At 65.9% G+C, this 12,713-nt stretch carries 11 protein-coding genes; 3 read left to right on the top strand and 8 right to left on the bottom strand.

All coding sequences use genetic code 11. The annotated features are described in order from the left end of the window. Window positions 1-6: 6 nt before the first annotated feature. Together AC3A6X_RS08150 and AC3A6X_RS08145 are read right to left on the bottom strand one after the other, a co-directional pair. Window positions 7-603 carry a thiamine pyrophosphate-dependent enzyme gene (locus AC3A6X_RS08150; RefSeq protein WP_487841701.1) on the bottom strand — a complete coding sequence of 199 codons (597 nt, stop codon included), beginning with the start codon at window positions 601-603 and terminating at the stop codon, window positions 7-9. Further along, entirely contained in the window at window positions 603-1,139 is a 537-nt protein-coding gene (locus AC3A6X_RS08145; protein ID WP_487841700.1) for a phosphonopyruvate decarboxylase, read from the bottom strand. Before AC3A6X_RS08145 ends, AC3A6X_RS08150 begins: the two co-directional genes overlap by 1 nt. A 106-nt stretch (window positions 1,140-1,245) precedes the next feature. Between AC3A6X_RS08145 and AC3A6X_RS08140 the strand changes: the two genes are divergently transcribed. Then, complete coding sequence (locus tag AC3A6X_RS08140) at window positions 1,246-2,178, top strand: LysR family transcriptional regulator (protein WP_487841699.1); 933 nt, start codon at window positions 1,246-1,248, stop codon at window positions 2,176-2,178. 32 nt (window positions 2,179-2,210) lie between these two features. Here AC3A6X_RS08140 and AC3A6X_RS08135 read toward each other — a convergent pair whose 3' ends face one another. Next, window positions 2,211-3,107, bottom strand: coding sequence for an amino acid ABC transporter substrate-binding protein (locus tag AC3A6X_RS08135; protein WP_487841809.1), 897 nt, complete (start codon window positions 3,105-3,107; stop codon window positions 2,211-2,213). A gap of 454 nt (window positions 3,108-3,561) precedes the next feature. On the opposite strand from AC3A6X_RS08135, the gene AC3A6X_RS08130 reads away from it, so the two are divergent. Continuing rightward, window positions 3,562-5,085, top strand: coding sequence for a tannase/feruloyl esterase family alpha/beta hydrolase (locus AC3A6X_RS08130; RefSeq protein ID WP_487841698.1), 1,524 nt, complete (start codon window positions 3,562-3,564; stop codon window positions 5,083-5,085). Window positions 5,086-5,162: 77 nt separating this feature from the next. Here AC3A6X_RS08130 and AC3A6X_RS08125 read toward each other — a convergent pair whose 3' ends face one another. Continuing rightward, entirely contained in the window at window positions 5,163-5,639 is a 477-nt protein-coding gene (locus tag AC3A6X_RS08125; protein ID WP_487841697.1) for a MarR family winged helix-turn-helix transcriptional regulator, read from the bottom strand. A gap of 101 nt (window positions 5,640-5,740) precedes the next feature. On the opposite strand from AC3A6X_RS08125, the gene AC3A6X_RS08120 reads away from it, so the two are divergent. Further along, on the top strand, window positions 5,741-7,453 hold the full coding sequence (locus AC3A6X_RS08120; RefSeq protein WP_487841696.1) for an FAD-dependent oxidoreductase: 1,713 nt from the start codon (window positions 5,741-5,743) through the stop codon (window positions 7,451-7,453). Between the two features lie 45 nt (window positions 7,454-7,498). Here the strand turns inward: AC3A6X_RS08120 and AC3A6X_RS08115 are convergent, their stop codons facing one another. The 4 genes from AC3A6X_RS08115 to AC3A6X_RS08100 form a co-directional block, all read right to left on the bottom strand. Next, window positions 7,499-9,370, bottom strand: a complete 1,872-nt coding sequence (locus tag AC3A6X_RS08115; protein ID WP_487841808.1) for an amidohydrolase — start codon at window positions 9,368-9,370, stop codon at window positions 7,499-7,501. Window positions 9,371-9,431: 61 nt separating this feature from the next. Further along, on the bottom strand, window positions 9,432-10,445 hold the full coding sequence (locus tag AC3A6X_RS08110) for an ABC transporter substrate-binding protein (protein ID WP_487841695.1): 1,014 nt from the start codon (window positions 10,443-10,445) through the stop codon (window positions 9,432-9,434). Window positions 10,446-10,552: 107 nt separating this feature from the next. Continuing rightward, window positions 10,553-11,719, bottom strand: coding sequence for an ABC transporter substrate-binding protein (locus tag AC3A6X_RS08105; protein WP_487841694.1), 1,167 nt, complete (start codon window positions 11,717-11,719; stop codon window positions 10,553-10,555). Between the two features lie 33 nt (window positions 11,720-11,752). Next, on the bottom strand, window positions 11,753-12,712 hold the full coding sequence (locus AC3A6X_RS08100) for a fumarylacetoacetate hydrolase family protein (RefSeq protein WP_487841693.1): 960 nt from the start codon (window positions 12,710-12,712) through the stop codon (window positions 11,753-11,755). Between the last annotated feature and the right edge of the window lies 1 nt (window position 12,713).

Genomic DNA, 12,713 nt, shown 5'->3' with positions numbered 1-12,713 from the left:
CGGGTGTCAGAACGGCTTGAGGCCGAGCGCGGCGCGGAACCGGTTCTTGATGAAGGGGCCATCGCGCGGCGGCAGCGCGCGCGGCGGTTCATCGGCTTCGATGAACACCTGCACGAAGGCCAATCCGCGGCGAGCGTTGATGCCCTGCGCAATCTCGCCGACGAGGTCGACGCTGTTGGTCGAGAAGGCGTCGGAGATGCCGAAACCCTTGGCGATGCCGACCAGGTCCGCTCCGAGACTGGAGTGACTGCGCTGCATGCCCGTCTCGCCGAAATGCCCGTTGTCCAGCACAACGATCGTGAGGTTCTTGGGTTGCTTCACCGCGATCGATCCCAGGCTCCCGATGCCCATGAGCTGCTCCCCGTCACCCGTGACAACCACCACCGACTTGTCGGGCTGCGCCAAGGCCAAGCCCAGCCCCAGCGATGTGGCACCCCCCATGGCGCCCCACAGGTAGTAGTTCTTGTCCCGATCGCCGGCGGCAAACACGTCGTACGAAGGCGAGCCCAGGCCCGTGACCACCAGGGCGTCGGGCGTTGCCGCCAGAAGCTTGGCGACGAATTCGCGGCGATCCGCGCGCTTGTTCAATGCGTCCTGGCTCATCACTTGCGCTCCCACTTCTTGCGGCCGATCAGTTCTTGTCCCAACAGCACGGCGACCTTTTCGCCGGCCTCGAATGCGGCATCGAAGCCGGCACTGACGATTTCCTCCACTTCCTCGGGCTTCGAAGCACGGAGCACGTGGATGCCCATCAGCTCCAGCGCCGCCTGTGTCGCCTTGCCCATCGGCCCCTGCCACGGATTGAACTCGGCGTACTCGCCGCGCATGGTCACCAGCGTGAAGAAGGGGAAATCGGCGGCTTGCAGCAGCGAGAACATGTTCACGCAATTGCCCACGCCGCTGCTTTGCATCAGCAGCACGGCGCGATGGCCGCCAAGCCATGCGCCGCTGCAAACGGCCACGCCTTCTTCCTCCGTCGTCAGGACGACATCCTGGATATCAGGATCGGCGATGGCACTGCGAATGACGTGCGAATGGCCGGCGTCTGGCACATAGGCGATCTGATCGACGCCGCCCTCCTTGAGGACCTTGAAGACGGCCTGCTGCCATGCAGGCGCCGGTGCGGGTGTGTGATTCATGCTGGATGAAGACCTGAAGTGGATCGGTCAGGCATCATAGAATTTGATGTCATCGGTTGTGAAATCGTTATTTGGCATTCATCCATCAACATCTGTGATTCCTCCCATGGACCTCAAGCACCTTCGCGCCTTCCTGACCGTCGCAGAAACCGGGAGCGTGACGCGCGCTTCCGAGGTGTTGCACCTGGTGCAGCCGGCCGTGTCGCGCCAGTTGCGCCTGCTGGAAGAAGACGTCGGCGCGGCGCTGTTCGATCGTGAGCGACACGGCATGGCGCTCACCGACGCCGGGCATGCGCTCCTGGGCTATGCGCGCCGCGCCATGCTGGAACTGGATCGGGCGCGCGTGGAAATCGCCGGCACAGGCACCGGCGTGGCGGGGCTGGTCACACTTGGGCTGCTCCCCAGCACCATCGACACCCTGTCAGGCCCCTTGGTGGCCTCACTGGCGCGCGAGTACCCGGGCATCCGCATCCGCATCGCCATGGGCTACGCGGGCACGCTGATGCGTTGGCTCGTGTCGGGAGAAGTGGATGCCGCACTGATCTACGGCGCCGAGCGTTCCGCCGAAGTGCAGACCACCCCGTTGATCGAGGAGCCGCTCTGGGTGATCGGCCCGAAGCAGGCGGGGCTGCGCGGTGACAAGCCCGTGCCGCTGGCCGATCTGGCCGGGCACAAGCTGGTGTTGCCGAGCGCGCCTCACGGCATCCGCACGCTCGTGGAGCATGCGTGTGCCGTCAGCAACGTGACGCTGGACATCTCCGCGGAGACCAACGCACTCAGCGTGCAGCGCCGCCTGGTGCTCGCCGGGCACGGCCTCACCATCCTGCCGCCCATCGCCGTTGCAGAAGACCTGCAGGCCCGCAAGCTGTCGGGAGCGCCCTTGGCCGATCCGCCGGTGGCACGCACCATCGTGCTGGCCATGCCTGCCAATCGCCCTTCGGGCCGCCATGTCCGCTGCGCAGTCGAACTGCTGGTCAAGGAGGCGCGTCGGGCCGTCGAATCCGGCGCCTGGCCGGAGGGGCGTTGGCTGGGGGCTTGAGGGTCAGGCGCGCAGAGTCGCTCAGTGCCTTCTCAAACGCCTCGGTTGTTCGGATTTCTGTAGGCTTCCTTGATGGCACTCGGCATCGGAAGGTTGATGTTCGCTCCGGTCGGTGGCACGGGGCGGGTAAACCACTTCGCATACAGCTCATTGATCTCTCCGTTCTTCATGAGCGACGTGAGCGTGCCATCGACCAGCGCCTTGAACTGCGGATCATCCTTGCGATACATGAACCCATAAGGCTCTTCTCGCAGACGCTCTTCAAGGATCTTGTACTCATCCCGATTGTTCGTTCGAGCGATCAGGCCCGCGAGCTGCACGTCTTCCACGATCATGGCCGCTGCGCGGTCGGAGGAAAGAAGCAGGAACGCATCCGCCGTGTCCTTCCCCGAGACTTCGTTGATCTCCAGCTTCTCGTTCTTGCGGAACGCACGAAGCAGCTGGATCGAGGTGCTCCCCGTGACGGTGGCCACCGTCTTGCCTTCGAGCTGGGCCATGCTGCTGATGCCGGAGCTCTTCTTGACCGCGGCAGCCACGCTGGCCACGAAGTGCGTTGGCGCGAACTCCACCTGCTGCGCCCGGGCGACGGTGTTGGTCGTCGTGCTGCACTCGAGGTCCACGGTGCCGTTCTGCACCAGCGAGATGCGGTTGGCCGGCGTGACGATGGTGTAGTTCACCTTCAGGTTCGGCATGCCCAGCTTGGCCTTCACCGCGTCGACCACCTTCATGCAGAGGTCGGCAGAGAAGCCAATCGGGTTGTCGTCCGCACTCAGCTTGTACGAGAACGGAAACGATGCGTCTCGTCCGCCGAGACTGATGACGCCTGCCTCCTTGATCTTCTGCAAGGTGTCCTTGGGCTGCGCGTGCGCCGCGCCCAATGCCTGCAGTCCCACGATGGCAGCGACGGTGATGGTCTCGAGAAGTTTCATGACAGCTTTCAGAAGTGGTTGACCTGCGGTGGGCCCATGCCCTGCGGCCGACATTCTGAGATGTGATTGAGGAAGCCATGAAATAGTCATTACTGATGGCGCCATCAAAGATTGGCATCGCCATGCCGTCCTGGGGCACGGCGATCAGTCGTTGTCGTAGCTCCTGTGAAGGCCCGGCCCGCGTATCCTTCCCAATTGTCCAGCGGCAAGGATTCATTCCGAGCCCTGATCAGTTCGACGCCCCTTCTCTGCCGAAATCGGAGCTTCTTCAATGCACATGAAGATCTTGAGCCTCTTCCCTGCGGTCGCCATCAGCCTGGCTCTCGCAGGGTGCAGCCACACACGGTCCGTCGAGCTTTCTGGGGGCAGATGCTCGGCGCTTGCCGGTAAGTCGATCTCCACCTCCTCCATCGGCCTGCCCAGCGGCCCTGCCACCGTGCTTTCGGCAGTGCTCGTGACAGCAGCGCCGGAGTCCGTCAGCGGCAACACGCTCACGCCGGCGACCCCGGAATACTGCAAGGTGCTGGGCAGCGTGGCCCCGCGCGATCCGAGGGCGCAGCCGATCAATTTCCAGCTCAACCTGCCGACCCGATGGAACGGCAAGGCGCTGCAGTACGGCGGCGGCGGGTTCAACGGCGTGCTGGTCAGCGGGCTCGCGCCCTTGCGGGATGCGGCGCCCGGCGACCCGCTGCCCATCACGCGCGGCTATGCCACTTTCGGCACCGACTCGGGCCACCAGGCGTCCACGTCCCCGGCGAGCGAGCCCGGCGCATTCGCGCTCAACGACGAGATGCTGGAGAACTTCGCCTACGCCTCGTACAAGAAGGTCAGGGACGTGGCGGTGGATCTCATGCAGTCCGTCTACGGCCAGGCGCCTCGCCAGCTCTACTACTTCGGCGGCTCCGAAGGCGGCCGCGAAGGCCTCACCATGGCCCAGCGCTTCCCGGCCGACTACGACGGCATCGTCAGCGTGGTGCCGGTGATCAACTGGACCGGCCTGTTCCACGCCTTTGTGCGCAACGAGGTGCCGCAGTTCGGCGATTGGCTGGACGCCGCGAAAACGCCGCTGATCGCGAAGGCCACGTCCGATGCCTGCGATGCCCTCGACGGGCTCGCCGATGGCGTCGTCAACAACTACCTGGCGTGCCAGGGGCGGGTGAACCTGCAGCCGCTGCGCTGCCCCGGCGGCACCGATGCGGGAGCGCATTGCCTGTCGGATGCCGAGCTCTCGCTGATGGGCGGCATTCATTCGCCTTACACCTTCTCCTTCCCGCTGGCCAACGGCATCACCACCTATCCGCAGTGGCTCTACGGCCACGAGGACAGCCTGGACGGCGCTGCGGCAATGAACCTGGTTCGATGGGTGAGCGGCAGCGCCGCGCCGACCGCGCCGCCGAACGCCTCGACCGCGGCCACGCAATGGCTTTACGGCAGCAACTGGGTCCGCTACGCGATCGCGCGTGACGCGAACTTCGACGTGCGCAGCTATCGCCCGGAGTCCTTCGCCGGGCGGGTGCAGCAGACCTCCGCGCTGATCGACTCCACCAATCCGGATCTGTCGGCCTTCTTCGCCCGCGGCGGCAAGCTGATCATTCGAGAGAATGCCGCCGACCGGGCCCAGAGCCCGTTGATGGGCATCGAGTACCACAAGGCGATGGTGGCCCGGTTGGGCCAGGCGGCTGTGGACCGGTCGACTCGTCTGTACGTATCGCCGTCTTCCACGCACTCAGGCAATGCACGCTCAGTGACGGACAAGGCGGCGGTGCCGACGATGGTGGACCTGCTCGACCCGCTGGATCGCTGGGTCACCACGCAAACGCCGCCGGCCGACGCGATCGTGCAGACGAGCAAGGCCGGCCTTCCGCCATTTGCCGTCCAGGGCTCCCGGCCCATGTGCCGCTACCCGGGCTATCCGCACTACATGGGTGGTGACAAGTCGCTGGCAGCGAGCTATGCATGCCGCGCCTCGCAGCCCTAGACGCGAGAGCGCCCTGCGCGCTGAATTCGGGTCGATGAGTCCAACAAGCCAGGGGTCCTCGCCCGCGGCGTGACAAGTCAAGACCCCTGGTCCGTACCCGCGTAGCGCGCCAGCGCGGCCAGCACGACGGACAAGTCGCGCTCCCCCACCTCATTCGACATCTCCCGCTGGGCCGTCACCACGGCGCGACCGAAGTCCTTCAGCCATTTTTCGCCACCGGACGTGAACCGGACGATGCGCACGCGCTTGTCCGCGGGATCAGCCAGCCGCTCGACGAGGCCGATCGATTCGCATTGGTCGATCAGCTCCGTCATCGCCGCGTTCGTCATCGCGGCGCGCCGGGCGAGTTCCGTGATGCGCGTACCGTCGATATCGAGGTGTCGCGTGAGATTGACATGCGAGCGGCGCGTCTGCGCATGGCCCTGCTCGGCCATCAGCGACATGACCCGCTCCTCGAAGCGACGCAGGGCGTTGCTGAGCAGGCGGCCGATGTTGTCGGTGCGCCAGCGCTCGTCCAGGCGCGCACCCTTGCCGGGCGTCGGGGAATTCTTCAAGGTCTTGCAATCCTCTTGTATTTAGGTAACCTAAGCATATGCACGGAACGAGTCCATGCGCCGTCGCAATGCCAAGCCGTCAAACGACTACATCTCTATCCATGACCCATGCCACCCATACTACGTCTGCCGCGCTGCAACGCGCGGTGGACACCGAAATCCTTATCGCTGGAGGCGGCCCGTGCGGCCTGATGCTCGCCAACGAGCTCGGCCGCCGAGGCCTTCGCTGCCTGGTCGTCGATGCGAAGCCCGGAACCGCTTTCAACCCGCAGGCCAACGCCACCCAGGCGCGCACCATGGAGCACTTTCGCCGCCTGGGCTTCGCGCATGAGATCCGGGCCCTGGGCCTGCCGGAGGATCATCCGACCGACATCGCCTACTTCACGCGCTACTCGGGCCACGAGTTGGCGCGCATCCACCTGCCGACAGCAAAGGAAGCCATCGAGAAGATCAAGACGATGACCGGCTCGTGGAGCGCGGCCGAGTTGCCGCACCGCGTCTCGCAGAAATTCGTGGAGGCGGCCCTGCGCCGCCATGCCGAGGCGTGGCCCACCATCGACCTGCGCTACGGCTGGCGCCTGGAACGATTCGCGGACACGGACGACGGCATCGAGGCCTGCGTCCGGCGTACCGACGGCGGCGATCCCGTGACGGTGAAGGCGAGGTTCCTGGTCGGTGCCGACGGGCCGCGCAGCGTCGTGAGGAGCGAACTCGGCATCGAATGGGGCGGGGTCACCGGCATCCAGCGCGAGTTCATGGGCGGGAGGATGTTCGCGCTCTATCTACGCTCGCCGCAGTTCGTCTCGGCCCTGAAACACTCCAAGGCCTGGATGTATGTCGCGGTCAATCATGAGCGACGTGCCTTCATGGCATCGGTGGACGGCGTCTGCGAGTACGCTTTTCACGCCGCCGTGCATCCCCACGAGAATCCGGAGGACTGGACCGAAGCCGATGCACGCCGGATTTTTGCGCAGACCGTCGGGGTCGAGGTGCCGATCGACGTGCTGTCGATGGGCATCTGGCAGGCCGGCCACGCGCTCGTTGCCAGGCAGTTCCAACGCGGCCGCGTGTTCATTGCGGGAGACGCGGCCCACTTGTTCACACCCACCGGCGGCCTGGGCTACAACACAGCGGTCGAGGACGCGGTGAACCTGGGCTGGAAGCTGGCGGCCGTATTGCGCGGACAGGCGCCCGAGACGCTTCTGGAGAGCTACGAGGCGGAGCGACGTCCGCTGGCCGAGCGAAACACCGGCTATGCGAGATCCTTCGCCGATTCAGTGGGCCTGTTCACTGCCAGGCCCGAGCTGGAGGAGGACTCGCCGCGCGGCGACGCCGAGCGCCGTGCCGCGGCAGAGCACCTGGACGCGCACGCCCGCCTGGAGTTCAACATTCCGGGCGTCACCTTCGGCGGGCGCTACGACAGATCGCCGGTCATCGTGGCCGATGGCACCGCGGCCCCACCCGACGAGCCCAATCGCTACGTCCCCACGGCCTGCCCCGGCGGGCGGCCGCCGCACGCCTGGCTGGAGGACGGCCGTTCGCTGTTCGACCTGTTCGGCCGCGACTGGACGGTACTCGCACTTGGCAGCGAGCCACCGGATACGGCCCCGTTCGAGGCGCTCGCGCGCGTACGCGGCCTGGGCCTGCGCGTCGTGCGGCTGCCGCAGCCCTCGCTGCGCGACCTGTACGAGTCGCCTCTCGTCCTGATCCGCCCCGACCAGATCGTGGCTTGGCGAGGTAGCTCCGCCGAAGGGGCGCAGGCCGTGCTCGACCAGGCCCTGGGCCATACCTTCGTTCCGGAGGATCGCCGATGAAACCGCTCGACGGGGTCGATGGCAGCCCGATCGGCCGGGCGCGCCTCACGTCACCATGCAGCTGCAGCTGAGCGACCACATCCCTGCGTCGCCCTGGATCCAGTTGTGGGCATGGGTGTGGCCAGCGCAGCTGTCGCCATTGACGTGCGCGTGGCCGCAGGCGTGCCCGCGCATGGCCTTGGCGAGGTAGCGGCCCTCTTCTTCGGCCGCGCGCGCCGCGGCGACCGGCGACCAATCCGGATTCACCGGCAGCGGTGCCGGCGCGATGGACCGGTAAGGCCCCTTGGCGTGCACGATCTGCCCATCCATCACCGTCAACACGGACTCGATCTTGCGGATCTGGTCTTCGGGCACGGCGAAGTAGTCGGCAGACAGCACGGCCAGGTCGGCAAACTTCCCCGGCTCGAGCGAGCCCTTGACCGCCTCATCGCCGGAGAACCAGGCGCTGCCCTGGGTGTACAGCCGCAGCGCCTGCTGGCGGTCGAGCCGATTCGCGGCGCCCACCATCTGCAGGCCACCGGCGGTGCGCCCGGTCACAAACCACTGGAGCGAAATCCACGGGTTGTAGCTCGCGATGCGCGTGGCATCGGTGCCCAGCCCGACGGGTACTCCGGCACGCAGCATCTCGCCTACCGGCGGCGCGCGGTCGGCCACACCAGCGCCGTAGCGGCGCAGGAAGCTCTCGCCCTGGAACGTCATGCGGTTCTGCACGGCGATGCCGCCGCCCAGCGCCTTCACGCGGTCGATGTTGCGCGGCGAGATCGTTTCGGCATGATCGACGAACCAGCGCACGCGGCCGAGCGGAGCGTCGCGCTGCACTCGCTCCAGCACGCCCAGCAGCGGCGTGATGGACTCGTCGTAGGAGGCATGGAACTGGAAAGGCCAGCCGTGCTCGACGAACAGGCGGATGACCTTCTCGAAGTCGGTCTCCGCCGTTGGCTGCAGGTTGGGCCGCGGCAGCAGGAAGTTGGCCGAATCGAAGGCCGAGAAGGTGAGGATCTCACCGGCGCCGCGGATCTTGTAGATCGGGTCATCGGTCAGCTTCACCTGAGGGATCCAGGATGCGAAGTCCTCGTACTCCTTGCCCGGCGAGAAGCTGAACATGCTGCAGGCCACGCGCACGGTGAGGTGCCTGCCGTGGGCCAACTCGGTCATCAGCGCGTAGTCGGAAAGATTGTTGTCGGCGCCGCCGTCGCTCACGCTCGTGATGCCCACGCGATTGAGTTCGCGCATGAACTGACGCATGGAGTTCAGGCGCGCCGCGTGGTCCAGCTGTGGCGCGCGGCGCATCGCCGAGTACACCGAGAACATGCTCGGCTTGGCCAGGATCACGCCCGTGGGTTGGCCGAGCGAATCGCGCACGATCTCGCCGCCGGCGGGCTGCGGGGTGTCCTTCGTGTAGCCCAGCGCCCTCAGCGCCGCCTTGTTCAGTAGTGCAGTGTCGTAGAAGTGCAGCACCATGACCGGCACGTCGACCGAGACAGCGTTGATCTCCTCGATGGTGGGCATGCGCTTCTCGGCCAACTGGAACTCCGACCAGCCGCCGAGCACGCGCACCCATTGGCCAGGAGGCGTGCGCTGCACTTGGTCGCGCAAGAGTCGCAGTGCATCGGCCAACGACTCGACCTCGTCCCAACGCACCTCCAGGTTGTACTGCAGTCCCCCGTTGATCAGGTGGATGTGCGAGTCGTTGAGGCCCGGGATCACCACGCGGCCGGCCAACTCCACCAGCTTCGTGCGCGGCCCCTGGAACGCGGCGGTCTCTGCGTCGGAGCCGACGGCCAGGACCTTGCCATCGCGCACGGCAATGGACGACACGACACGGTTGCGGCCGTCGAGCGTGTGGATTTTTCCGGCCCGAAGAATCAGGTCGGCCTGGGCCTGGCCGGCCGCGGTGACGCAGCCAGGCAGCCACATGGCTGCGACCGCACCAGCGGCTCCCTGGAAAAGTGCTCGGCGGTCCATATTGGCGCTCCGTTCATGGGTTGTGGAAGGCGGCTTGGTGGAAACTCGGGTCGTAGTAGTGCGCTGCGCCATGCAGCTTCGCGCCGGCCCGCCCGAACTTTGTGCGCAACTTCACGACCGTCTCGACGCCCGCGAGGTCGATCTGCGCCTGGCGCTGGAAACTTTCGGGGCCGGATACCAGCGCACGATATGCAGTTTCTGCCGCCTGGGGCGGTGTGTTCGGCGGCATGTGCGCCAGGAAGATCCTCAGTGCATCGTCCCTGTTGCAGGGCTCGCGCAGCCAGTCGACGGCCCGGGCGTGGGCCCGTATGTAGCCCCGCACGCGGTCCTCATGGGCGCGCGCCCAGCCCTGCCGCGCGGCGGCCACGACGCCCTGGTAGTGGCCGAGCTCGTCCGTTGCATTGGCCAGGCGCTGGAAGCCCTGCGCCTCGGCCGTTACATCGAATGGCGCCACCAGGATGGTCGCCGCGTGCTTGCGCTCCAGCAGTGCCTGGTAGCGCTGCAGCACGCCGCCCGCCCGCTCGGTCTTGTAGTCGCGATCCAGCACCAGCCCATGGCGCTCCAGCAATTCGAGCAGCACGAAGGCGTAGCCGGTGGTCAGTGCGTCTACCGAGAGCGTCTTGCCCCGCAGGTCGGCATAGCCTCCGGTCCCCGGCGCGGCGACCAGCCGCAGGAAGCCCGCGTCCGAACCCATGACGGCCACCAGGTCCGGCCCATCCACGCCCGCCTCGCCCTGCCCTTCGCGGTATGCAATGACGTTGTCCATGGCGGTCATGGCGATGTCGAACTCGCCCTGGATCAGGCCCTTCATCTGGAAGGTGGAGTTCGGCGTGGGCGTGATCGCGACGGCCAACCGTTCCTGCTCGAAAAATCCCTTGTCCTGGGCCACCCACAACGGCCAGTTGAAGCCACCGGGAAACACGATGACTCTCAGCGGCGCCGGGGGGCTCGGCACATGCGCAGTGCCACCAGCGCATCCCGCGACAAGCATGGCCAGCAATGAAACAAGAAAAAGCCTGATCGACATGGACTTGTCTCCGGGAATCGAGGATGACGAGCGCTGCCCTGGTGCCGACGCTCGGCACCCTCTCCAACGCAGTCTGGCAAAGGAGTCGTCGCGCTGCTTCCGGGGGCTCAGCGGCTAGTGCACTGCGAGACGTAGGCGTCGGCGTGCGACTTCAGCACGTCTGCTTCGTGCAGTTTGAACTCCGGCTTGCCACCGGCGCTGGCGACCTGGTACACGTGATAGTTCTGCACCGGGAAGTTGTTCGGCCCGAACCGGAACGCACCGCGCACGGACTTGAACTGCGCGGTGGCGATGGCCTTCGAGAATGCCTTGCGGTCGCTGGTATTTCCGTTGAGGGAGCGCACTGCCGCATCCAGCAGCATCGCCGCGTCGTAGCTGAACGCGGCGTAGGCCGAAGGCAAGCGGTTGTACTTCTTGCGGAATGCCTCCACGAACCGGCGCGACTCCTCGCCCGGGTGGCCCGGCGTCCAGGTGTCCGCGACGATCGCGCCGACAGCGGCCGTGCCCATGGCATCCAGGCCGGTCCCTTCGATCGTATTGGTCGTGTAGAGGGGGATCTTCAGACCGGACTGCTGGTACTGGCGCACGAACGTGACCCCGAGGCCACCTGGGTAGAACGCAAACACGGCATCGGGCTTTGCAGCGGCGACCTTGGTGAGCTCGGCGGAGAAATCCAGCTGGTTCAGCGGCGAATAGATCTCATCGACGATCTCGCCCTTGTAGAAGCGTTTGAGGCCGGAGATCTTGTCCTTGCCGCCGACGAAGTTCGGCGTCAGGGTGCTGATCCGCTTGACGCCCTTGTCGCTCAGGTACTTGCCCACGGCTTCTGCGGGCACGTCGCTCTGCCATGAGGTCACGAACAGGTTGGGCTTGCACTGCACGCCCGCCGCGACGGAAGGGCCCGCAACCGATCCCACGAAGGGCACGTCGGTGGCAGCGATGCGGCCCTGAAGCGCCATCAGCACATTCGCAAAGGTGAGCCCGGTCACCACATCCACCTTCTCCCGCTCCAGCAGCTTGCCCAGCGCACCAATGGCGGCTTCCGGCTTCTGCTGATCGTCCTCCTTGATGATGGAAGCCGGAACGCCCCCGAGTCTTCCGCCCAACTGTTCGAGCGCAAGGCTGAAGCCATCCAGCTGGTCCCGGCCCACGTCCGCAGACGGGCCGCTCAAGGTCGCGAGAAAACCCACCTTCACATCGGCAAGCACCGAAGGCGCCGCCGCACCGATCGCCGCTGCCAGGATCACCCGTTTCAAGATCTGCTTCACTGTCATCTCCTCCAGTCTGGTTGTCCGTTGAAGCCACAACTACACGATGCGGGTTTCGAGCTCGCCGAGCGCCTCGATCCATACCTTTGTCACGTCGCCGCGCTTGAGAAAGGTGCCTGTCTCCATGCCGACGCCCGCCGGCGTACCGGTCAGGATCACGTCGCCCGGAAGGAGATCCACACGCTCGCTCAGGTAGGCGATCTGTTCGGCGACGCCATAGAGATGGTTGCTGGTGTTCGAGTCCTGCCGAAGCTCCCCGTTGACCCAGAGCTTGATTGCCAGGTTCTCTGGAGAGCGGACGAACTGTGCCGGCGTGAAGACCGGCCCCAGGGGGCACGAACCGTTGAAGCACTTGTGCCCGATCCAATCGAAGCGAAAGGGAGACGAAGGATCCACGCCGTCCCTCACCAGGTGGTCGCGCGCCGACAGGTCGTTCGCACACATATAGCCCGCCACGTACTCGAGTGCTCTGTCCACGCTGACCTGCGCGGCACGCCTGCCGACCACGACAGCGAGTTCCGCCTCCCAATCGAGACGCTGGGTGCGAGCCGGATACGGTACGGCGCCGCGGTGGCCGGACAGGGTGGCGGCACCCGACTTCAGGAAGTGCCAGGGCGGCACACCTTCTTTCTTCGGGTCGAGCACCAGCTTCTGCTTGAATGCGCGGCCCATCGCTTCCACGTGATCGCGGTAGTTGGCGCCCGCCGCATAGATGGCTCCGGGCCGAGTGAAGGGAGAACGCAGAGTGAGGCTGGCAGCATCGAGTGCGTTGGCCGCGAACCGGCCGGGATCGGTGGCCAGCTCGGCGGCCAACTTGCCGAGTTCGGGAGCGGCCAGATCCCAGCGGGCGATGATTTCGTCGAGGTCGGCTGCTTCCAAGTGTGTGCGATCGATCGCGATCGCATTCGCAACATCGCAAAGATCGAACCAGTCCTCGCCGACCGTGAGGCCGGACCGCGGACCGCGCTCCGCTTCGTAAGTGAACAGTTGATATTTCATG

The sequence above is a fragment of the Variovorax sp. Soil_C_12 genome, from assembly GCF_057657375.1.
Note: the sequence above shows the minus strand (reverse complement) of the source record. Positions and strands in the feature narration are given on the sequence as shown.

Bases quoted from the DNA above. Each gene is read 5' to 3' on its own strand.
- AC3A6X_RS08150 (WP_487841701.1), bottom strand. From the start codon at position 603: ATGAGCCAGGACGCATTGAACAAGCGCGCGGATCGCCGCGAATTCGTC.
- AC3A6X_RS08145 (WP_487841700.1), bottom strand. From the start codon at position 1,139: ATGAATCACACACCCGCACCGGCGCCTGCATGGCAGCAGGCCGTCTTC.
- AC3A6X_RS08140 (WP_487841699.1), top strand. From the start codon at position 1,246: ATGGACCTCAAGCACCTTCGCGCCTTCCTGACCGTCGCAGAAACCGGG.
- AC3A6X_RS08135 (WP_487841809.1), bottom strand. From the start codon at position 3,107: ATGAAACTTCTCGAGACCATCACCGTCGCTGCCATCGTGGGACTGCAG.
- AC3A6X_RS08120 (WP_487841696.1), top strand. From the start codon at position 5,741: ATGACCCATGCCACCCATACTACGTCTGCCGCGCTGCAACGCGCGGTG.
- AC3A6X_RS08115 (WP_487841808.1), bottom strand. From the start codon at position 9,370: ATGTGGCTGCCTGGCTGCGTCACCGCGGCCGGCCAGGCCCAGGCCGAC.
- AC3A6X_RS08110 (WP_487841695.1), bottom strand. From the start codon at position 10,445: ATGTCGATCAGGCTTTTTCTTGTTTCATTGCTGGCCATGCTTGTCGCG.
- AC3A6X_RS08105 (WP_487841694.1), bottom strand. From the start codon at position 11,719: ATGACAGTGAAGCAGATCTTGAAACGGGTGATCCTGGCAGCGGCGATC.
- AC3A6X_RS08100 (WP_487841693.1), bottom strand. From the start codon at position 12,712: ATGAAATATCAACTGTTCACTTACGAAGCGGAGCGCGGTCCGCGGTCC.